At 72.1% G+C, this 21466-nt stretch carries 19 protein-coding genes; 7 read left to right on the forward strand and 12 right to left on the reverse strand.

Features of this window, described 5'->3' with window-relative positions:
- Positions 1-258: 258 nt before the first annotated feature.
- Positions 259-801, reverse strand: coding sequence for a hypothetical protein (locus tag ACWGL3_RS01240; protein WP_267944888.1), 543 nt, complete (start codon positions 799-801; stop codon positions 259-261).
- 178 nt (positions 802-979) lie between these two features.
- The gene (locus ACWGL3_RS01245) at positions 980-1756 is read right to left on the reverse strand and encodes an SDR family NAD(P)-dependent oxidoreductase (protein WP_267944889.1); all 777 of its coding nucleotides are present in this window, start codon (positions 1754-1756) and stop codon (positions 980-982) included.
- Positions 1757-1828: 72 nt separating this feature from the next.
- Between ACWGL3_RS01245 and ACWGL3_RS01250 the strand changes: the two genes are divergently transcribed.
- Complete coding sequence (locus ACWGL3_RS01250) at positions 1829-2431, forward strand: TetR/AcrR family transcriptional regulator (protein ID WP_267944890.1); 603 nt, start codon at positions 1829-1831, stop codon at positions 2429-2431.
- Between the two features lie 518 nt (positions 2432-2949).
- On the opposite strand, the gene ACWGL3_RS01255 is transcribed toward ACWGL3_RS01250, so the two are convergent.
- On the reverse strand, positions 2950-4434 hold the full coding sequence (locus ACWGL3_RS01255) for an MFS transporter (RefSeq protein WP_267944891.1): 1485 nt from the start codon (positions 4432-4434) through the stop codon (positions 2950-2952).
- Positions 4435-4546: 112 nt separating this feature from the next.
- Positions 4547-5662, reverse strand: a complete 1116-nt coding sequence (locus ACWGL3_RS01260) for an FAD-dependent monooxygenase (protein ID WP_267944892.1) — start codon at positions 5660-5662, stop codon at positions 4547-4549.
- 203 nt (positions 5663-5865) lie between these two features.
- Between ACWGL3_RS01260 and ACWGL3_RS01265 the strand changes: the two genes are divergently transcribed.
- Together ACWGL3_RS01265 and ACWGL3_RS01270 are read left to right on the forward strand one after the other, a co-directional pair.
- Positions 5866-6471 (forward strand): TetR/AcrR family transcriptional regulator, encoded by a 606-nt coding sequence (locus ACWGL3_RS01265; RefSeq protein WP_267944893.1) that lies wholly within the window; start codon positions 5866-5868, stop codon positions 6469-6471.
- Between the two features lie 115 nt (positions 6472-6586).
- Entirely contained in the window at positions 6587-8131 is a 1545-nt protein-coding gene (locus ACWGL3_RS01270) for a trypsin-like serine protease (protein WP_267944894.1), read from the forward strand.
- 379 nt (positions 8132-8510) lie between these two features.
- Here ACWGL3_RS01270 and ACWGL3_RS01275 read toward each other — a convergent pair whose 3' ends face one another.
- The 4 genes from ACWGL3_RS01275 to ACWGL3_RS01290 are packed head-to-tail and all read right to left on the reverse strand — an operon-like array spanning position 8511 to position 12260.
- Complete coding sequence (locus tag ACWGL3_RS01275) at positions 8511-9296, reverse strand: ABC transporter ATP-binding protein (RefSeq protein WP_267944895.1); 786 nt, start codon at positions 9294-9296, stop codon at positions 8511-8513.
- Positions 9293-10441: a FecCD family ABC transporter permease gene (locus tag ACWGL3_RS01280; RefSeq protein ID WP_452460643.1), complete on the reverse strand. Its 1149-nt coding sequence runs from the start codon at positions 10439-10441 to the stop codon at positions 9293-9295. The genes ACWGL3_RS01275 and ACWGL3_RS01280 overlap by 4 nt, the downstream gene beginning before the upstream one ends.
- Positions 10438-11229, reverse strand: coding sequence for a class I SAM-dependent methyltransferase (locus ACWGL3_RS01285; protein WP_267944897.1), 792 nt, complete (start codon positions 11227-11229; stop codon positions 10438-10440). The genes ACWGL3_RS01280 and ACWGL3_RS01285 overlap by 4 nt, the downstream gene beginning before the upstream one ends.
- Complete coding sequence (locus ACWGL3_RS01290) at positions 11229-12260, reverse strand: ABC transporter substrate-binding protein (protein WP_267944898.1); 1032 nt, start codon at positions 12258-12260, stop codon at positions 11229-11231. Before ACWGL3_RS01290 ends, ACWGL3_RS01285 begins: the two co-directional genes overlap by 1 nt.
- A 424-nt stretch (positions 12261-12684) precedes the next feature.
- On the opposite strand from ACWGL3_RS01290, the gene ACWGL3_RS01295 reads away from it, so the two are divergent.
- Complete coding sequence (locus ACWGL3_RS01295; RefSeq protein ID WP_267944899.1) at positions 12685-13260, forward strand: snapalysin family zinc-dependent metalloprotease; 576 nt, start codon at positions 12685-12687, stop codon at positions 13258-13260.
- A gap of 153 nt (positions 13261-13413) precedes the next feature.
- Here the strand turns inward: ACWGL3_RS01295 and ACWGL3_RS01300 are convergent, their stop codons facing one another.
- Positions 13414-14334: an alpha/beta fold hydrolase gene (locus ACWGL3_RS01300; protein ID WP_267944900.1), complete on the reverse strand. Its 921-nt coding sequence runs from the start codon at positions 14332-14334 to the stop codon at positions 13414-13416.
- Positions 14335-14415: 81 nt separating this feature from the next.
- Here ACWGL3_RS01300 and ACWGL3_RS01305 point away from each other — a divergent pair, with 81 nt between their 5' ends.
- Positions 14416-15108: a TetR/AcrR family transcriptional regulator gene (locus ACWGL3_RS01305; protein WP_267944901.1), complete on the forward strand. Its 693-nt coding sequence runs from the start codon at positions 14416-14418 to the stop codon at positions 15106-15108.
- 204 nt (positions 15109-15312) lie between these two features.
- Here the strand turns inward: ACWGL3_RS01305 and ACWGL3_RS01310 are convergent, their stop codons facing one another.
- The 3 genes from ACWGL3_RS01310 to ACWGL3_RS01320 all read right to left on the reverse strand — a co-directional run bounded on the left by ACWGL3_RS01310 (position 15313) and on the right by ACWGL3_RS01320 (position 19832).
- On the reverse strand, positions 15313-17838 hold the full coding sequence (locus ACWGL3_RS01310; protein ID WP_267944902.1) for an ABC transporter permease: 2526 nt from the start codon (positions 17836-17838) through the stop codon (positions 15313-15315).
- Positions 17835-18545 carry an ABC transporter ATP-binding protein gene (locus ACWGL3_RS01315; protein WP_267950415.1) on the reverse strand — a complete coding sequence of 237 codons (711 nt, stop codon included), beginning with the start codon at positions 18543-18545 and terminating at the stop codon, positions 17835-17837. The genes ACWGL3_RS01310 and ACWGL3_RS01315 overlap by 4 nt, the downstream gene beginning before the upstream one ends.
- A gap of 690 nt (positions 18546-19235) precedes the next feature.
- A complete protein-coding gene (locus tag ACWGL3_RS01320) occupies positions 19236-19832 on the reverse strand; it encodes a TetR/AcrR family transcriptional regulator (protein ID WP_267944903.1) in 597 nt (198 codons plus the stop codon).
- Positions 19833-19975: 143 nt separating this feature from the next.
- Between ACWGL3_RS01320 and ACWGL3_RS01325 the strand changes: the two genes are divergently transcribed.
- Positions 19976-20416, forward strand: coding sequence for a RidA family protein (locus tag ACWGL3_RS01325; protein ID WP_267944904.1), 441 nt, complete (start codon positions 19976-19978; stop codon positions 20414-20416).
- A 101-nt stretch (positions 20417-20517) separates the two neighbouring features.
- The gene (locus tag ACWGL3_RS01330; RefSeq protein WP_267944905.1) at positions 20518-21429 is read left to right on the forward strand and encodes a MerR family transcriptional regulator; all 912 of its coding nucleotides are present in this window, start codon (positions 20518-20520) and stop codon (positions 21427-21429) included.
- Positions 21430-21466: the final 37 nt, after the last annotated feature.

Consider the following 21466-nt stretch of genomic DNA (forward strand, 5'->3'; position numbering starts at 1 on the left):
CGTCCCGACGGGTTCGGCACGACGGCCGACAGCCTGGGAGACCGGACCCGCCCCCGACGACCGTTCGACGCGGACGTGCCCACACCGACCCGCGACCACCCCCGCAGCCGTCCTCTCGGGGGTGGTCGCGCCCGTTCGTCCGGCGGCGACGCCCGTGCCCGGCTTCGCCGCTCTCGGCCGGACGCCCCGCACCGCCCGGTCCCGGTGCTCCCCGGTTCGCGGGCTCCACCCGCCCGCCGAGCCCCCGGGGTCCACGCGTCACCGGAGAGGAGAGAGCTCCGTGTTCTCATCGGGCCAGTCGTCCTGGACCAGCGGAGGACAGGACAGGTTCCTCGAGAGCATGGAGACGAGGAATTCGGTGATCCCCGTGTCGAACACGTACCACCGGCTTGCATCTCCCACCACGATCCCCCACTTCCGAGGGTCGTCCGAGGAGGTGTGCCAATACAGGCTGTAGGCCACGTCGGTCGTTCCGAATCTCAGCAGGTCGTCGAAGTAGATGAACTCACCCTCGATCTCCAGGCGGGTGAACCCGACCCCGCTGCCGCTGAAGAAACCGGCCTTCCCCCCGGTCGCCCGCCCCAGATCCTCCCGGTCCCCCGCACGGACCCGCGCGATGGCGGCAGGACCCAGGACAGCGAAGCCGTCATCCAGGGCGAAGGGTCCGAAATGATCGTGCAGAGCCTTGTAGTCCTCGGGAAAGGAGATCCCGGATTCCGATTCCAAGGCGTTCCAGTCAGCAGGGCCTTCCCCTGACTCGGCCCCGGGAAATCTGTCCTTCATCCACTGCAGATGGTTCATGAAATCCCCTCGACGTACCACGGAACACCCCGCTCCGGGCACCCGGCACAGTCCATCCGACCACACCTCACCGGCCCCGTTCCTCACCGAACAGCGGCCGTCCGCGAAAATGGGCGGGCAGGACCTCGCACTCCGGTGTTCCCGTCGCGACACCCAGGGGGTTATACCTATGCCATAGCTATGCCAGCGCTGTCAGGTCGAAGGTGCGCGGAGGGCCCGAGAGGGTTGCCTTCGCTGCGGCTCCGAAGCGGTCAAGGATCTCGACCTCCCCTGCCTCGATTCCGTCCAGTGCCAGTCGAACGAGGTAGTCCGGTTCGATCATCGGATCCTCGGGGAGAGCGAACCCGGAAGCCTTCATGGCTTCTTTCAGGGTTTCGCTGGCCACGAGCCCGGGGACGAAGGCGGCCACCAGGGTCCCTTGGGGCGCCAACTCCACCCGCACACCGTTGGTAAGTCCCCACTGCGCGGATTTGGCGGCGGCGAGGGCGGTGTTGCTCTCGACGGTGGTCCAAGCCACCGCTGACAGGACGTTGAGGATGGCACCGCCACCATTGCCGGCCAGCACGGGGGCGAACGCTCGGATCATGGAAAGTGTGCCGAAGTAGTGCGATTCCATGAGCTGCCGGACTACATCGAGGTCTCCGCTGACAAGGTTTCCGATCCCCGTGTAGGCACCGTTGTTGATCAGCAGGTCGACGTCGGTGGCGACCGCGGCGGCGGCTTCGACGGACGTTTGGTCGGTGATGTCGGTATAGAGCACCTCGGCACCGGGGATATCGACAAGCTCCGGGCGGCGGGCCGTGGCATAGACCTTCGCCCCGCGACGCAGGAGCTCGATGGCGAAGTGGCGACCCAGCCCGCTGTTGGTGCCGGTGACGAGGGCTGTGGATCCTTGTAGCTGCATGGGGTCCTTGTCCGATCTGGGCTTGCGGGGCTGCCCGGCGAGGAAGAACATGACCGATCGGTCATCTTAAGCCGACAGTGGACCACAAGATGACCGCCTGGTCAACTTGTTAGGATGGCGTGCATGACCCTGTCTGCCCGTTCACTGCGCTCAGACGCGGCGCGAAACCGAGAACTACTCCTCGCTGCCGCAGAGGAGGAGTTCGCCAAGCGGGGCATGGATGCCTCGATCGCGGATATCGCTCGCCGTGCGGGCGTGGCGAAGGGGACCGTCTTTCGACACTTCGCCACGAAGGAGGAACTGGTCGCCGTGGTCGTCGGCGGTCATTTCGTCTCGCTCAGCGCCGTCGCGGGAAATCTGCTGGAATCCGCTGATCCCACGGGTGCGTTGCTGGAGTTCCTGACTGTGGCGGCAGAACAGTTGCAGCACCAGGATCTTGTGTTCTTGCAGGCGGTCACCGAAGGAGATTCAACAGTGACCGAGTGTCGGAATCAGCTGCATGCGAGAACCAATGCTTTGGTCGACCGAGCCCAGGAAGCCGGTGGAATCCGTTCTGACGTCACCGGGTCCGATATCCTATTGATTCTCTGCGCTCTCGTCCACACGGTCGGTCTCCGGACGGAACAAACTCCAGATTCATGGCGGCGTCACCTCACCATCCTCTTCGACGGGCTGCGGCCCCAGGGTGCTTCTCCGTTGCCGGGCCCGGCTCCGGAACGGCTCTGATGAGCTGGTGGGAGGTGGCACTGACGCGAGGAGGGCCGACACGGTCCTGAGAATCTCGTCGGCCCTGACCGGGTAGCTCACGGTTCTCGCATTCGAGGTCACCGAATACGGGCGGAGTTCTCTCGCGTAGTGGTGACCGCTTCACGCATACCTCCCCGCCACACGGGACCGCGCTCAGGCCAGAGTTCGTTCAAGTTCCCGGCACGAGGGAGACAGCGCCGGTCCTGAGGTTTTCACGTGCGGACGAGATCATCTTGCAGTCCTGTGGCAGAGGGGATCCGACATGGCGCTCGACCGCACCCCACTCGTCCTCGTCGAACGAGAAGGGTGGACCGATGCCGGCCATGCCAAGAAGCCTTTCGGCGAATCCCGCCATTGTCTTCCAACCCGTTCCTGAGCTGATGGGCCTGTATGCGTGATGTCGGCCGAGCGTCGACGGGGGAGCGCGGGACGGCCCGGCCGTCCGCCACGAAGGTTCTGCCAGCAGCGGCGACGGGCCGTGCCGCTCCGCCCCCGGGCTACCGGCCGACCGCGGGAGAACCCGAACCCTCCGCCCCCTCGGGCGCGGCCGGCGCTGCGGTCCGGTCGCGTACCAGCATGGTCGCGGGCACCGCGGCGAGGACGAAGAGCACCCCCGCCACGGCGACGTAGAGGTACACGCCGGCCGCCGTGCTCACCGGGGCGCCGTCGGCCGAGGTCCCGGCGATCTGGGTCGCCTTGAGCACCTCTCCCCCGGCGAAGTTGAAGACGACCGAGCCGAGGGCGAGCACGACCGACACCAGTCCGGCGACCGTGCCCTGCCGCTCGGGCGCCTCGATGCCGGTCGCCAGGTTGTAGCCGGAGGCGCCGATCGCGCCGGCGGCCATGCCGACCATGGCTCCGCAGGCGATCGCGACCGGGAGCACCGACACCCCCGCCAGCATCGCGAAGGTCGCCACCGCCCCGACGGCGATGCCGCCGAGGAGGGGCAGTGCGGGGCCGAACCGCCCCGCGATCCATCCGGCGCACGTGCCGCCGACGACGATGCCGAGGTTGGGCGCGGCGAGCAGCACGGCGACCGCCTCCCCGTGGCCCAGCCCGTAACCGAGCCCCAGGTCGGGGGGCACCTGGGCGATGATCCCCGTCAGCTGGAGCATGCTGCGGAAGGATCCCGCCGCCAGGACCAGGGCCAGCAGCGTGAGCAGGATCGGGCGGCTGAGGGCACGGATGTCGATGACGGGCTCCTCGACCCGCAGTGCGAGGAACGCCCAGCCGGTCAGCGCGGCGGTTCCGGCCGCCAGCAGCGCGACCGTGCCCCCGGACAGCCATCCGAGGTCACTTCCGAGGCTGATGTAGGCGAGTACCGCGCCGAGGCCGCCGCCGAGAAGGAGCGCCCCGCCCACGTCGATCCGGCCGGTGCCGCGGATCGGCGACTCCGGGATGAAGGAGCGCACGCAGAGCGCGGCCGCCGCGGCGAGCAGCGCCGCCGCGACGAACACGCTGCGGTGGCCGAACACCTCGATGACCGGCTGCATCAGGAACGGCTCGGCGATGCCGACGACCGCGGAGCCGGACGTCACGATCCCGACCACGGCCATCGCCACACCCGGGGTGCAGATCTGGCGGACGAGGGCCACCGTGATGAAGACGGCTGCGAAGGCGGCGCCTTGGAGGAAGCGCCCCGCCAGGAAGACCCACACGTTGGGGGCGGCGAGGCAGACCAGCGCTCCCGCGCAGGCCAGGAGCAGGGTGGCGACGAGTACCCGGCGCTGCCCGAAGATGTCGGAGCTCTTCGCGAGCAGCGGCGACCAGATGGCGCCGGCCAGCATCGCGCTCGCGTTCAGCCATGCGGCCTGGTCGGTGTCGAAGTGGGCCAGCAGCTGGGGCAGGACCATCATGGGCGAGCCGATGGCCACGTCTGCCAGGACGTTGGCGAGGGTGAGGACGGCCGCCCAGAGGAGGAGCCGCTTGCTCCAGCGGTGCTCCTGGGCGCCCGGGGCGGGCGTTGCCGGCGTGTCTTTCACTGTGGGTTCTCTCCAGTGCATGGGGGCGGGGGCCCGGCGGAGGGCACGAGGCGCGGGCGGCGGGGCCGGTCCGGGAGCGGTGCCCCCGGGCGCCGGTCGTCCCGCGCCGGTTTCAGGGGGCGCCGGCGCCGGAGGCGCGCAGCGCCTCGTTGCGGGCTGCGATGTCTTCCCAGGTGGCGGGCAGCATGCGGTCGCGGCCGCTGTGGACGCGGCCCTGGGCGAAGGTGACGTAGGGGCGCTGCCGGGCCTCGTACCGGGCGAACGCGGCGGTGTGGTCGCCGCCGCTCCGTTCGAGTTCCTCGGCGAGGAAGCGGGCGCCGGTGAGCGCGAGCGAGGTGCCCCGGCCGGACAGGTAGGCGGGGCTGTACCCGGCGTCCCCGACGAGGGCGACGCGGCCGCGGTGCCAGGAGGGCAGGTGGATCTGGCTCGCGGAGGTGAGGTAGAAACCGGGGTCGGCGCGGGCGGCGTCGAGCAGTTCCGGGATCCGCCACGACCGGTGGCCGGCGAAGGCGTCGAGGAGGATCTTCTTCTGGGCGTCCGGGTCGCGGTGGTCGTGGTCGATCGGGTCCGAGCGGAACTGGAAGACCGCGACGGCCCTGCCCTTGTACCGGAAGATGCCCGCCATCCGGCCGGGGACGTTGTGGATCGGGTTGATGCCCCCGGTGTGGGCCTCGGCGGGGAGGTCGGCGAGGGCGAAGTAGACGCCGAGGTGCCGCAGGTGGTCCTTCTCGGGTCCGAACACGAGCCTGCGGACGGCGGAGTGCTGGCCGTCGGCGCCGAGCACCAGGTCGTACCGGCCGGTGCGGCCCGAGGCGAAACGCACGTCGACGCCGCTTCCGTCGTCGTTCAGCGCCTGGATCGAGTCGCCGAAGCGGATCGCCGCGGTGTCCGGGAGCGCGTCGGCGAGGATGCGCACGAGGTCCTCGCGGAGGAGTTCGATGTCGTCGTCGGAGTCGTTGATCTGCGCCAGCGGGAGCGGGGCCACCGGCTCGCCCGCGCTGTCGACGAACTGGGCGAGCTCGGACATCCGGATCCGCTGCTTCCGGATCGTGGCGAGCAGTCCCATCCTCTCCGCGGCCTCGATCGCGTCACCGCGGATGTCGACGGGTGTTCCTGTGAGCCGGAGGTGGTGGGCGTACTCGACGAGGGTGACGTCGTGGCCGCGGGCGCCGAGTCCGAGGGCGCAGGCGAGCCCTGCGACACCGGCTCCGGAGACGAGGATGTTCACGTGTGCGCTCCAGGTTTCGCTGGGGTGGGTGTGCGAACCGCGGAGCAGGGCGGTCGTCGTCCGGGCCGCTGCCACGGCAGCCCGCCGACACTAAAGAAACAATCAGTTGCTTTTAGAGAGCTTACCGACGACCGGCTTGCACCGCAACGCCGCGCCGGGCGACAATCGGCACCCGAGCAGAGGACCAGGAGGTGGGCGCGGCGATGGCCGAGGGAAACACCGTCCGACCGACCGCACGGCGCCCCGGTGGCCGCAACGCACGGGTGAGGGCGCAGATCCTCGCCGCGACCGCCGAGCTCGTGGCGCGCGACGGCATCACGGGCTTCCGCTACGAGGAGGTCGCCGAGTTCGCCGGCGTGCACAAGACCAGCGTCTACCGCAACTGGCCCGACCGCGAGGAGCTGGTGGTCGAAGCCCTGCTGCGCTACGCCGAGGACCTCGCCTCGGTCGCCGACACCGGCGACATCCACCGGGACCTGGTGGACTTCCTGGAGGCCCTCGCCGGCGGTCTGGAGACGCCGTTCGGCCGGACCCTCGAACAGGCCGTCCAACCCGCCCGCCAGGGCCCCACCGTCCAGGCGCTGACCAGGATCCTCGACCAGCGCGTGGCCGCCATGCAGCGGCGGGTGGACACCGCCGTGGAGCGGGGCGAGCTCCCCCCGGTCGAGAGCTCCTTCCTCGGCGAGATGATCTCCGGCCCGGTGCACCTCATCGTCAACCGCGGCATGCGCACGTTCACCCGCGCGGACGCGGAGCGCATCGTCGGCGTGGTGCTCGCCGGCCTCCGGGCCACGGCTGCGCACACCTGAGCCGCCGCCCCGGCCGCGAGGTTCGGGCCGGGGGCCGGAGCGCCTCCGGCGGACGCCTCCGCTGCGGCGCGGCACCACACATTTGCGCAACACGGGGCCGAGTACGGTCCGGCGCATGCGTAGACAACTCCTCCTGCTCGGCGCCCTGTGCGCGCTCGCCGTACCCCTGTTCACCGCGGTCCCGGCGCAGGCGATCGTGGGCGGCACCGAGTCCACCCGCGCCTACTCCTTCATGGGCTCGTTCCAACCCTCGTATCCCGCTCCCCCGCGCGAGGACGGCCACGGATGCGGCGTCCTGCTCCTGGCCCCCCAGTGGGTGCTGACCGCCAGCCACTGCGCCGGCAAGAACCCGACCAACGCGAAGGTGGGCGTCCCCCAGGGCTGGAAGGTCCGGATCGGGTCGCTGGACAGCACCTCCGGGGGCGAGGTGGCCGAGGTCGACCACTACTACCGGCTGGCGACCAGCAACGACGAGGGCGGCTTCTGGGGCAGGGACCTGGCGCTGATGCACCTGGCGGCCCCGGTCGAGGCCGAACCCGTGCGGATCGCCCGGAGCACCCCGGCGGAGGGCTCACCGGCCAGACTCCTGGGCTGGGGCATGACCTGCGACGACAGCGACGACCCGGCGTGCTACCCGAACCGGTTGCACGAGGCCGACACCGTGGTCCAGCCGGCCTCGGCGTGCGGGATCACGGACCGCACCGACGAACTGTGCATCGGCAGCCGCGACGGCAGCGTCAACGCGGCCAACATGGACTCGGGCGGGCCCGCGCTGGTCCGCGAGGACGGTGAGTGGGCCGTGGCCGGCGTGGTCAGCGGCCCGAGCGGGAACGACGCCCCGGTCTGGTTCACCGACGCCACCCTGCACACCGCGTGGATCGACGGCATCGTCGACGGCACCGACGTGCCCGCCGACGACGAGATCCCGGACGTGGAGGGGGCGGCGTACCTGGGCGGCTGCGCGGGCTCGGTGGTGCGCACCGCCTCCTCGCTCCCGGAGGACCCCGCGCTCATGCTGACCAACGGCCACTGCGTGCAGGAGGAGCGGCCCGCCCCGGGAAGCGCGCTGGTCGACCGCCCGGCCGACGGCGAGGTGCACATCGGCGACCCCCGGGGCTACCCGCAGGCCACCGCCCGGCTGGAGCGCCTGGTGTACGCGACGATGACCGGCACCGACGTCGCCCTCTACCGCCTGGACACGACCTACGGGCAGCTGGAGTCGGAGGGGGCCAAGGTCCTCGAACTGGCCTCCGAACCCGTGCGCTCGGGCGATCCGCTCAGCATGCTCGTCCCCTACACCCGTCTGGGGTGCTCGGCCGAAGCCGTGGTCCCGCACCTGCGCGAGGGCGGCTACGAGCAGGACGACGCGATCCGCTACGCCTCGGGCGGGGGCTGCGATGTCTTTCCGGGCATGTCCGGTTCGGCGCTGCTGGCCCCCGACGGCTCCACGGTGGTGGGGGTCCACAACACCCACAACCGGGACGGCGAGGAGTGCACCGACGACAACCCCTGTGAGGTGGACGGGGACGGGAACGTCACCTTCGGGCAGGGCCGCGCCTACGGCCAGCAGGTGCACATGGTCACGGACTGCCTGACCACCGGGTCGGAGCTGGACCTGGCGCAGCCGGACTGCACCCTCACCGGGGCTTCGCGCCCCTGAGCGACCCGTCCGGGTCGGGCGCACCCGCCGGTCCGCCTCCGCGGCGGACCCGTGGGGGGGGCCCCCCGCCGCCCCCCCCGCCGGGGGGGGCCCCCGGGGGGGCCGCGGCCCCCCCCCGGGGGGGGCCCGCCGACGGTGCTTCCCGCGTACCCGAAGGTCCCGGTCCTCACCCGGGAACTCGTCCCGAAAGCCATCGGCATGCTCGGCCGGGCGCTTGTGGCAGATGGGGAGAGAGCCGGATCGGCCACGGGCAACAGCCCTGACAGCCGCCGGCTCTCCCCCGGCCGTGGTCCGGGCAGCCCCGGGAACCGCTACGCCCCCGACCACGGCTCTCCGTGGTCTTTCGGCAGGAGCCCGGCCCCGAACAGGCGCTACCCGGCTACGCGGGCATGCCGGTCTCGGCCCCCAGGTAGGTCACGACCGGCGCACCCGTGTGTGGAGAGGTGTCGACGACGGCTTCGACCGCATAGACGGAGCGGATGAGCTCGGGCGTCAGCACAGCGGCGGGCGGCCCGGACGCCGCGACCCGACCGTCGTGCAGGACCGCGACCCGGTCGCAGTAGCGTGCGGCCAGGTTGAGGTCGTGAAGGGCGGTCACCACCGTCATGTCGAGCGAGCGGAGCAGGGTGAGGACTTCGAGCTGGTAACGGACGTCGAGGTGGTTGGTGGGCTCGTCCAACACGATCACTTCCGGCTGCTGCGCGAGCGCGCGGGCGAGCTGGGCGCGCTGCTGTTCACCGCCGGAGAGCGTCCGCCACGACCGGGATCGATACGCGCGCATCCCGGTGAGGGAGAGCGCGTGTTCGATCGCGGCACGGTCCTCGCCGTCCAGTCCGGCGAAGGTGCTGCGGTACGGCGTTCTGCCGAGCGCCACGGCCTCGTCGACGGTGATGTCGGTGTGCACCTCGGGCGACTGTTCGACGATCGCCATCCGCCGGGCGACCGCGCGCCGGGACAACGAGCGAACCGGTTCCCCGCCCAGGAGGACCGTCCCCGCATCCGGCCGCCGAAGCCCCGCCAGGATGCGCAGCAGTGAGGTCTTGCCGGCCCCGTTGGGCCCGAGCACGGCGAGCACCTCGTTCGAGCGCACCTCGATCGAGACCCCGTCGAGGATGCGTGTCCTGTCGACCGACCACGTGATGTCGTTCGCTGCCAGTGCCGTCATTGCCGAGCCGCCTTGCGCAGAACGATCGCGAACATCGGCGCACCGAGCAGCGCCGTGATCACCCCCACCGGGATGTCGTGCGGCGAGAACGCCGAGCGGGCGAAGGTGTCGACCCACACCAGGAAGATCGCTCCGCCGAGCCCCGAGAGGGGAAGCAGTAGGCGATGCGTGGGCCCGGCGAGCAGACGCACGATGTGCGGCACGAGCAGCCCGATGAACCCGATCGCCCCGGACGCCGCGACGGCCGCCGCCGTGATGAGCGCGGTGAGGACCATGAGCGTCACCCGTGCCAGGGTCACGTTGATCCCGAGCGAGGAAGCGGTGTCCCAGCCGAAGGTGAACGCGTCCAGGGCCGGCGCGAGGAACAGGCAGCCGACGGCTCCGAGCACGATGACGGCGGACGCCACGATCAGCGGCTCCCAGCGCGCACCCCCGAGTGAGCCGAGCAGCCAGTAGGTGAAGCCCCGGGTGGCGTCCGCGTCGCCGTCGAGCATCAGCACGAGCGAGGTGATCGCCGAGAAGAACTGCGACACGAGCACACCGGTGAGCACCACGCGGGCGGGGTTCGAGACGCGTCCGCCCCCGATGAGGAACAGCACGATCGCGAAGGCGACCAGCGCGCCGGCGAAAGCGCCCGTCGAGAGGGTCACCGCGCCCGAGCCGAGCCCGAGGATCATGACCGAGACCGCCCCGGTGGACGCCCCGGAGGAGACCCCGAGCAAGTACGGTTCGGCGAGCGGGTTGCGGGTGACCGACTGCAGCACCGCGCCCGAGACCGAGAGTCCGAGCCCGACCACGGCGGCGAGGAGCACACGTGGCAGACGCGACTCCCAGACGAGGGCGTCGATGAGCGGCGGCGCCGGCGCAACGGGGGCGAGGGCGCCCAGCCCGATGTTGCGCAGGATGATCCCGAGCACGTCGAGCGCCCCGATGTCCGCCGTGCCGACGAAGGTCGCGACGATGATCGACGCGCACAACGCGACGATGAAGGCGCCGACGATGAGGGACGAGCGCAGCCTGCCCGGTGCACGTGTCGGGGAGACCACGGCATCGCCTGCCGTCGCTCGCGCCGCCAGGGGATCGGCTCCGGGAAGCGCGCCCGTGTCGCGCGAGCCGGTCTGTGAGGGATCGGTGAGTTTCGTCATCTTCGCGCGAACACCACGACATCGTCGTAGTACCGCCAGATGACACCGGTTTCGGCGAAGCCGGCGGTGCCGAGCGCTTGCAGGTGCAGCTCGAGCGGCGCGTGCGGTGTGGGCGGGCGGTCGGCGAAGCGGCGCTCGCGCTCGGCGTGGTGCTGTCCGAACGCGTCGTCCGCGACGGCGTCCGCCCACCACTCGTCCCAGGTCTGCACGCCCTGCGCGTGCGCGTCGTGCTGGGTGCGTTCGTCGTCGGCGGCCGCCGCCTCGGTGAGGAAGGGCTGCGAGCGCGGGTCGTAGCGCAGGTGGTCGGCGTTCATGAAGACGCCGTCGGCGGGGAGCAGGGTCCCCAGGGCGTCGTAGACGGCGACGAGCTGCGCCGGCTCCAGCCAGTGGAGCGCGGTCGACGAGACGGCGACGTGCACGGGCCCGTCGGGGAGCTGAGCCCTCCAGCCGGGCGCTGCCAGATCGACGTCGAGGGGCGTGAAGCGTGAACCGTGGCGTCGGCCGAGCCAGGAGCCCGCGATCGCGAGCAGCACCGGGTCGTAGTCGACTCCGATCACCCGGGCGCCCGGGAACCGGTCGAGGACGCGCTGCGAGAGACTGCCGGGGCCGCACGCCAGATCGAGGACGGTCATGCCGGTTCCGTCGGTCTCGAACTCGTCCGAGGAGGCGCACATCCGCGTGATGACGTCGAGCATGATCTCGAACCTCTGCTCGCGGTGGGTGATGTACGCCGCCTGCTGGTCGTCCCAGGCGCGGATGAGCCGGTCGAGGGCGTTCGTGTTCGTCATTACTCGATCTCCATGTCGATGAGGCCCTGCGCGACGGTCGGGACGGCCTGCACGCTGTGGACCGACGGGTCCATGTGCTGTCCGGGCACGACGATGAAGCGGTCGTTGACGACGGCGTCCATGGTCGAGGTCAGCGGGTCGTTCTTGAGGAACTCGATCTTCTCCTCGGCCGTGTCGCCGGGGTATCCGCGGCTCAGGTCGGCGAGCACGAGCACGTCGGGGTTGCGCGCGGCGACCTCGTCCCAGCTGACCTCCGGCCATTTGGTCGAGGCGTCGCTGAAGGCGTTCTCGGCGCCGAGCATCTCGGTCACGGTCTGCGGGAGCCCGCCGGGCCCCGCGACCGAGGGGGTGGAAGAGGACGACGCGGTCGAGTAGAACCAGACCAGGCTCGGCGTGCCCTCGATCTGTTCGGCGATCTCGAGTCCCTCGTCGACCACGGCCTGCTGCTCGGCGACGAGCTCTTCGCCGGCGTCGGGCACGTCGAAGACCTCGGCAATGGTCTCGATCTCGTCGAACAGCATCTCGAAGGTCGCGCCGCCCTCGACGGCCTCGTGGTAGGTGCAGTCGAACTCGCTGAGGTAGGTCGGGACGCCGAGTTCGTGGAGTTCGGCGCGCTCACCGGCGTTCTCTGCGGTGAGGAACGAGGCGAACGACGAGTAGACGAAGTCGGGCTGCGCCTCCAGCAGGGTCTCGTGCTTGAGCAGGCCGTCCGTGAGCAGGGGGATGCCCTCGTAGGCGTCGGCGATGTCGCTCGGGACGGGGTCGGTCTCGTACGAGGTGCCTGCCATGCGATCGGCGAGGCCGAGCCGGATCATGATCTCGGTGGCCGACTGGTTCAGCGAGACCGCGCGCTCGGGAGCCTGCTCGACGGTCACCTCGGTGTCGCAGTTCTCGACGCTGAGGGGGTAGGGGGTCGCTCCCCCGCCCGCTGCCGCCGTGGAGTCGGTTTCGGGGACGGCCGCCGTCGCGCAGCCGGCCAGGGCGAGAGTCGATGCGACTCCTACGGTTCTGATAATGATTTTCAATTTCATGACCGTAGGTTACAGTGCCTCTGCCACCAGCCTGTACTCCACTGCGTGACGACCGAGGAGGCGCCCGCGGACCGCCTTCGGACCCTCCGCCCGTGTCCCGCGACGGTGCCGCGCCGTCGTCAGGACTTCCCGAGGGGGCGACGACGCGTTCCCCCGCCACTGCCGGTTCGACCTTCTCGGCGCCGGTCCGGCCGGGGGTCGGGCCGTGGTCGACGCGACCCCGGCTCCGCCCGGGCAGGGCCCCGCCCCGCGAAGCCGCCCGCCGGGGCGGAACCGGCTCTCCCTCCCCGGCCCTCGCCGCCGGTACACCGCGCCGCAAACAGACGTTCTGCCCGTCTTGTGGCGACACGGCACTACACATAGCATCAGGGCGACCTCACCGGGTCACCAGAGAGATCAGCACCCTCACCCCAGGGAGACCCCCATGCTGAGACGCATCCTCACACCCCTCCTCATCGCGCTGAGCGCCCTGGCGCTGACGCTGGTGGGCGCCGTACCGGCCTCCGCGGAACCCGCGGACCAGGTCCAGCCCCTGCGCCAGACCACCCTGTACTACGACGCGAGCCAGTCCGCGGAGTACGCCTCCGCCGTCGCCTCGGCCGTGGGCGTGTGGAACTCCAGCGTCAACAACGTCCGCCTGGAGCCGGCCCCCGCCGGGCGGCGGGCCGAGATCCGCATCATCGCCGACGACGGCTGGCCCCGCGCCCACCTGGGCCCGGTGCGCCCGGGCGGGCAGGTCACCGTCTGGATGGGCCGCCAGGGCACCGCCCAGGGCTACGACGCGGTGCGCATCGCCGCGCACGAGCTCGGCCACAGCCTGGGCCTGCCCGACGTCAAGCCCGGCCCGTGCTCCTCGCTGATGTCGGGCTCCACCGGCGGGGTGAACTGCACCGTCCGCGCCCCCAACGCCTCCGAGCGCGCGCGGGTCGAGGCCAACTACGGCGGCGGCCTGGCGGGCCAGCGCGCCGCCGACGGGCGGCTCCTGGTCGACCGCTTCTGACCGGGCACACCGGATCGGCGGTCACCGGCCTCCGGCACCGACCCTCACCAGGGGTCGGCGCCGGAGGCGTCACCGCTTCCGCGTGAGACCGGTCGCCGACGCTCCGGTCCCACGGCCTCCACTCCCCCGTTCCGGGCCGGGACCGCGATGTGATCAGCCCCGGTGCGGCCGATCCGGTGAGCCGTCGGCGAGTGCGCGCACCTCGGCGGCGACGGTGCGCCACACCGGTGCGGGGATGTCGTGGCCGACGCCCGGCAGGGCGACCAGGCGCGCGCCGGGGACGCGGGAGGCGATCGCGGCGGCGGCGTTCGGCCGGATCAGGGGGTCGTCCCGGCCGTGCAGCACCAGTGTGGGGGCCGTGATCGTGCTGATCGCCGGGCCGTGCCACTGGGCTCCGATCTGACGGCTCTGCGCCCGGGTGTCGCGGGTGCCGGAGTCGGCGAGGCGTTCGGCCTTCGCCCGCTCCTCCCGCTCGTCGAAGGGCCGGGCGGGTGAGGCGCAGAACCGGGCGATGGCCAGGCCGGCCCGGACGGTGCCCTCCTCGGTGTCGGGATAGTGCATCCGGCTGAGCCTGGCGACGGCGGGGACGCGGATGTAGCGCAGGACGCCCAGCCCCGCCGCGTCCGCGGGGACCGCCGACATCGAGGTCAGGGTGCGGACACGGCCCGGGTGGCGGATCGCGACGCGTTGCGCCACGGCGCCGCCGAGGGACACGCCGAGCAGGTGGGCCGCCTCCCAGCCGAGCTCGTCGAGCACGGCGACGGCGTCGTCGGCCATGTCCTCGGCCGTGTAGGCCTCGCCGCGTCTGCCCAGCAGGGCGGTGGCGGGCAGGCGGGTCCTCGCCGGCGGCAGGTGCGTCGACTCGCCGGCGTCGCGGTGGTCGTAGCGGGCGACCGAGAAGCCGTGCTCGGCCAGGATCCGGCACAGGCCGTCCGGCCACCACCGCCGGCTGACGCCCATGCCCATGACGAGCAGGAGCGGCTCGCCCCCGTCCGCGCCGGCCCACGTGTCGCAGGCCAGTCGGACGTCGCCGTTGCGTGCCCACCGGGTCGGTGTCCACGGTCGTCGGTCCATGCTCCCACTCCTCACAATACTGCGATCAATGTTCTCAGTATTAGGATAGGGGGCGTCGCAACAGGAGTGGAACGGGGACCGATGACCGAGGAACCGACGACCGTGTGGAACCGCCCCGAACGGGGTGCACGCGGTCCCGCGCCGGAGCGCAGCCGGGCACAGATCACCGCCGCCGCGATCGGGCTGGCGGACGGGGGCGGCCTCGCGGCGGTGTCCATGCGCCAGGTGGCCGGACAGCTCGGCACGGGACCGGCCTCGCTGTACCGCTACATGTCCACCCGGGCCGACCTCCTCGACCTCATGGCGGACGCCGCCGCCGCGGAGATCGACCTCGGCGTCCCGTTGAGCGGGGACCCGGTCGAGGACCTGGCCGCCCTCGCCGGCCGCGCCAAGCAGGTCCACCTGCGCCACCCGTGGCTGCTCGACCTGCCCGCGGAACCCGCCCTGGGCCCCCGGGGCATGGACTACCTGGAGTACGCACTGCGCGCACTGGCTCCGGCGCCGCTGTCCTCCCCCGCCCGGCTGGAGACCGTCGGGGTGCTGAACGGGCTGGTGACCCTGTTCGCCCGCACCGAGCTCCAGCGCCGGAACGCGCCCGCCGACCCCCGACGGGCGCACGCCTCCCACCTGGCCTCCGCGGCGACCGCGGAACGGCATCCGCTCCTGCTGGCCGCGCTGGCGGACGGTCCCGGCGCCGAAGCGCCCCAGGACACGCACACCCTGTTCGAGCGGGTGGTGCGCCGGGTGCTCACCGGGCTCGTCGACAACCCCTGAACCGCCCGCGGGCGCCCGGGGCGGTCCCGGCCGCACCGGCGCCCGCGCCCCTTCCGCGGCTCAACGGCCGTGGACGGCCGACGTGTCCCCGACAGGTCGCGGCAGCCCTCGGAGGAGCGCGGGAGCTCCCCGCGCGTACCCGCCCCCGCCGGGTCGGCCGGGAGCGCCCGACCGGCCCGGTCGCCGCGTCCGGGCGGTGGTACCTCATCCGGTGGCGGACACCACGTGCAGGGGCCGGGCACGCAGGGCCGCGGCGACCGGCGCCAGGTTCGCCGACAGGCCCAGCGCCAGGACCGCCGAGGCGAGGAGGGCGTACCGGCCCGGGGCGACGGACAGGACCACCGTGTCACCGGTGAAGGCGTACCCGGAGGCTGCGAGCCCGGCCAGCGCGGCCGCGGTCCCCAGGGCCACCGCCGCCGACGACACCGCCAGCGCCTCGGCGGCGACCATGCCCGCTACCTGTCCTCTGGAGGCCCCCACCAGGCGCAGCAGGGAGAAGTTCCCCGCCCTCGCCGCCACGGAGACGACGAGTGTGTTGACCGCGCCGATCCCGGCGAAGCCCGCCACCACGGCCACCATCAGGTAGGTGATCCAGTCGTCGCCCTCCCCCTGGGCCGCCACGTCGGCCAGGTGGCCGGGCCGGTCGGTGACCAGGATTCCGGGCCCGGCGTCGATCGCCCCCTCCAGCCGGCGCGCGACCGCGGCGGGGTCGGCCCCGGGGTCCAGCGTGACGTAGACGGCGCTCTCCATCGCGTCCAGCATCCGGGGGGCGAGCACCTGCCGGGGGAGCAGGACCTCGGGGAAGTCGAGCCCCGCCTCGTAGAGAACCGCCACCCGGGCCAGGATCGGCTGCCCGTCGGGCCCGGAGAGTGTGACGGTGTCGCCCACCCGCCAGCCCTCCTGCCCCGCCGTCCCGGCGTCGAGAGCGACCCCGCCGGCGTCGAACGCCTCCCACGCACCCTGTTCCGCGTCGATCCGGTAGAGGTCCGCCACGGTCCCGGGATCGACGAGGTAGGTCGTCAGGGAAGCGCCGGTGCCGGCCGTGACCGTCTGCCGGAACCCTCCTGCGGCGGACACCCCGGGAACCCCGGCGGCTGTTTGCGCCGCGGTCTCGGGAAGCCCGACCCCCACGGAGCCGGACACCACCAGGTCGGCGGCGAGGCGCTCCCCGTAGGAGTGCATGCGTGCCTCGCTCGTGGTCGGCCCCTGGAACAGCAGCACGCAGGCGACGGCGGTGGTCACCATGAGCGGCGTCATCACACCCGCCACCCGGCGCGTGTCGGCGTACGCCTCCCTGTGCACCAGGAAGGGCACCGATCCCCTCGACGCCAGCGGACCCGCCAGGCGCAGCACGCCCCGGACGAGGACCGGGGCGAGCAGGGCCGCCGCCAGGACGAGGACCATCGAGGCGGCGAGCGCCGCCACCACCGCCCCCCGGCTCCCCGCCGCCGCCCATGCCACGGCGAGCAGCGCCACAGCCCCGCCCAGGACCACCCCGCCCAGAGCGACCCGCACCCGTGCCAGGGGCGCGGACGCGACCTGGGCCGCGCGCATGGCCTCGACCGGCGCCGTCCGCCCCGCCGCACGCGCGGGCGCCCAGGAGGCCAGCAGCGGCACGGCCAGTGCCAGAACCGTTCCGGCGGCGAGCGCGGGCAGCCCAACCTCCGGCTCGAACCCCGGCGGGAGCACCCCCATGGCCTCGAAGAACCGGGCCATGAGCAACGCCAGAAGCGCACCCGCCACCCACGAGAGCACCGCGGCGACGGCGCCCAGGACCAGGGCCTCACCGAGGACCAGGCGCCGGACGAGCCCGGGCCCGGCCCCGGCCAGGCGCAGCAGGGCGAATTCCCGGACGCGGTTGCGCACCGTCGTGGTGAGCAGGCCGGCGACCATGACGGCCGCCACCGCCAGCACGAGTCCGGACACCGTGCCCAGGAACCTCCCCATGCCCGAGGCCAGCTCGCGGCCGGTCCGGCCCGGTGCGAGCGCCTCGCTCCGCTCGACCCCGGTCAACACCCTGACCTGCGGGACCTCCTCCCGAATCGCCTCGGCGAGCCGGGAGGGGTCCGTCCCCTCCCGGGGCCACACCGCTGCCAGGACCGGGTCCCCGCCCCGCGCGGCGGCCTCGCCCGGCGTGAAGAAGACGCCCCGGTCCTGCCCGCCGGCCGTGTCGCGGTCCACGATCCCGGTGACGAGCACGGTGGCTGTGCCCTCGGGGGTGAGAACCCGGGTGCGGTCACCGGGGGCCACACCCGCGTCGGCCGCGGTCCCGGCGTCGATCGCCACCTCCCCCTGCGCCCCGGGCGGCAGCCCTAGGGCGAGCGTGAGGGGCTCGGCCTCGGCGAGCGCCCACGAGTGCCCCCAGGAGCGCTGCGTCTGGCCCCCCAGCGTGCGCTCGTCGGTCACCACGTAGGCGGGGAAGGGCGCCTCCACCTCCGTCTCCGCGACCCCGGGGACCCCCGCCAGCGCTTCCACGGTCGCGGGGGGCAGTCGCGCGGGCTCCCCGGAGGGCGTCGCGGTGAGGCCCGCGTCCTCCGGGGCGGCCACCACGACGATCGGCGGCTCCGAGAGCCGCCAGGGAGCACCCGCTCCCTCGGCGGCCACCCGGTCGGCCGAACCCTGCAGGGACAGGGCGGCCACGGCCAGCCCCGCCCCCAGGGCCACGGTCAGGACGGACAGGACGAGTGGGCGCGCCCGGTCGGCCACGCCCCGCAGCACGAGCCTGATCACACGGACTCCAAGCGCCTGATCCGCTCCAGCACGGTGTCCGGGGCGGGGTCGGACAGTTCGTCCTCGATGCCGCCGTCGCGGAGGAAGAGCACCCGGTCGGCGCGCGCCGCGGCCACCGGGTCGTGGGTGACCATGACGACGGTCTGGCCGTGCTCGGTCACCGCACGCCGCAGAGCCTCCAGGACCTGGCCGCCGGAGCGGGAGTCGAGGTTGCCGGTGGGCTCGTCCGCGAAGAGCACGCTCGGCCGGTGCAGCAGCGCCCGCGCCACGGCGACCCGCTGCTGCTGCCCTCCGGACAGTTCGGCGGGCCGGTGACGGAGGCGGCCCTCCAGGCCGAGCGAGTCCACGAGTCCGGCCAGCCGGGCCTTGTCCGGGGGCAGGCCGGCCAGGCGCTGCCCGAGGGTGATGTTCTCCTCCGCGTCGAGCACGGGGAGGAGGTTGAAGGACTGGAACACGAAGCCGAACGCGCGTGCGCGCAACCGTGTCAGGTCCTTCTCGGAGAGGCCCGTGATGTCCCGCCCCTCCACCAGCACCGCGCCGGCGTCGGGGCGCTCCAGTCCGGCCGCGCAGTGCAGGAGGGTGCTCTTCCCCGATCCGGAGGGTCCCATGATCGCGGTGAACCCCCCTCGGGGGAAGACGACGTCCACCCCTCTCAGGGCATGGACGGGAACGACGCCCCGGGAGTAGGTCTTGGTCAGTCCCGTGATCCGCAGGACCGTCGGATCATCCTTTTCTTTTCCGTATGGCCGGTCGTGGGCGCCGATCCCCTTTTTCGAGGATCGACGCCCTCCATTTGTGCCCATGCCGATGTTCCGATCGCTTGCGCGGGTCGCAGGCCCCGGGTGCGCCCTGTCGCCCACTCGAGGAAAGTCAAACAAAGCGGGCCGCGAACGTCACTGGCCCTGGTGGGAGTGGTCGGGTAGAGAAACCTCGACCACCGGTGGCGACCTTTCTTCCCACCGGTGGGGGCTCGTCCGATTCCCCCTCTCCCGGTGGCCGTGGGACCGCGCGAGGGACGTCGGAGAGAATCGGCATCAGCGTCGCCGCCCCTCCCCCGAATGCGAATTTCGCACGAGCATGTGAGGAGACGGATCCGCCTACCGTGAACAACCCCCAGGGGTTCGTTTCACCCTCCCCGAGATCCCCCCGAAGGGGCCTGGGAAGCGAGAGGAGACGAAGACGGATCGCGCGGGGGCGTTGACCGGCTGGACGGACGGCCCGATGGGGGAAGCGCTCCGCCGCGGTCGGGACGCCTTCCGGCGCGGCGCCGGGCAGGAAGGCGGCTGCGGTGGGGCGACAGCGTCCCGGCGCCCGGCAGGACGGCCCGGGCGGCGCGCACCCGCTTCAGCCCCCCGGCAGTACTTCGCCCCGACGCACAGCGGCCGGGTACCGGCCGTTCACCCCGCGTCCGTCCGGGGCCGCAGGCCGAGCAGGACGTCCTGGACGAGGTCGGCGCTGCGCCTGACCGCATCGTCGCCGAAGCCCAGGAAGTGCCGGTAGTGGACCGGCGCGTAGAAGAGGTCGACCATCACGTCGGTGGGCACGTCGGAGCGGAGCTGCCCGGCGGCGACGGCGGAATCCAGGCGGGCACGGCACTCCGCGATGCTGGGCTCGAGGATCGTCTCGCGGAACGCCTTCATCAGCGCGGCGTCGTTCTGCGCCTCGGCCATGACGCCCTTGAAGGCCTCGCTGATCCTGCCGGTGACCAGCCGCCGGCTCACCGCGGTGATCTGGGTCGTGAGGTCGGCGGCGATGTCCCCGGTGTCGGGGAAGGCGAAGTCGTCGCCGAGCTCCTCGTTCATCGCCTCCAGCACCACCGCGCCCTTGGAGCCCCACCAGCGGTAGATCGTGGGCTTGCCCACGCCGGCCTGGGCGGCGATGCCCTCGATGGTCACCTTCGCGAAGCCCTTGCGGCTCACCAGGTCGAACGCCGCGTCGAGGATCGCCCGGCGGGCGCGCTCGCTACGCCGTTCACTGTTCGGGGCAGAGGTCATGGGCCACATCCTACCGCCCGCGTGACGTTACGTTTCGTTTTGACAAGTCGCCTTGGATGACTTAGCTTCCATGGCGTTACGAAACGTTCCGTAACGCCATCGTTCGAGCCCGGTTCCGGGCACCGCCGAGACAGGGGAGAAGCATGTCCAGCGAAGAGGGAGCGGCCACCGTGGGGCACGTCGAGAAGATCGCGACCACGCCGGACTGGTACGCGCCCTACCGGATATCACAGGCCGTCCGGGCCGGGGGCTTCGTGTACGTGTCCGGACAGGCGGGCTTCGAGGAGGACGGGACGACCGTCGAGGGCGGGTTCCTGGAACAGGGGCGGAAGGCGTTCCGGAACGTCGGACGGGTGCTGGAGGCGGCCGGCCTGGCCTTCACGGACGTGGTCAAGGTCGGCATCTTCGTACGGGACATGGCGACGAACCTCCCGCACGTGATCACGCTGCGCGGCGAGTTCCTGTCCGAGCCCTACCCCGCCGACACCCTCGTCGAGGTCGTCTCACTGGCCCAGCCCGACTGGCAGATCGAGGTCGAGGTCATCGCACTGGACCGGAGCACCGCACGAACGCCGGGGTCGTGACAGAACATTGGCGCGGGCGGTGTGCAGGGGTTTGCACCTTCCGTAGCGGTATGTGGTCTGGTGGACCCACGTCCCGATCCCTCGAGGAAAGGTCCCTGCCCATGCATTCGTCCTTCGTGCCGCCCCGCCAGGTCAAGATCGGTGACGCGGCGGCCTTCGCCGGCACCACGCCACGGGCGATCCGTCACTACCACGAGATCGGCCTGCTCCCCGAGCCCGAGCGGGGCAGCGACGACCGCCGCCGCTACGGGTACGAGGACATGATCCGCCTGCTGTGGATTCGCAAGATGGCCGACGCCGGGATCGCCCTGGACGACATCCGTGACGCCTTCACCACCGGCACGGCTTCCGCCGGCGCCGGCAGCGGGGACGGCATCCCGGGCATCCTGGAGCGGTTGGAGGAGACCCTCGCCGAGCAGGAGACAGAACTGCGGCGGCAACGGGCCGCCGTGCAGCGGATGCGCACCGAAGGCAGCCGGATGGGCCTGCTCTCCGACTTCGTCACCGACCGTCTCAAGAACCTGCCCGAGGGCTCCCTGCGCCAGGCGGACCTGGACACTCTGCTGGTCACCGAGCGGATCTTCGGCCCGCTCGGCGCGGCCGTCCAGGCCACCCGCTTCATCGCCCTGGCCACGCATCCCGCTCTGCGGGAGGAGTCCGACCGCATCGATGAGGTTGAGGAGGCACTCGACGACAGTGTCGCCGTGGACGATCCGCGGGTGGCTCACGTGGCCGCCGAACGGCACGCCTTCGAAAGCGCCCTGCATACCGTCATCGAGGAGACCGGCCTGGAGAAAGAGGACGATGCCCTCTTCGACGCCTGGGACACGTTGCACCCCGTTCCCGCCGATGGCGGCGAGGACGGGGCCGGCCTCGGCTCCGGCAGGCGGGAGGCCGGCTCCATGAGCGCGGTCGAAGCCGTCGGCAAGATGCCCTACGACGTCTCCCCGGCCCGATGGCGCTGTATGGAACTGGCCCTGGAACTGTCCGTCCAAGACTCGCCCGCCACCTAGAACACGGTCTGAGCCGCCCGGCGCGCGGCCGCGCACC

The sequence above is a fragment of the Nocardiopsis sp. NPDC055824 genome (genome assembly GCF_053616335.1).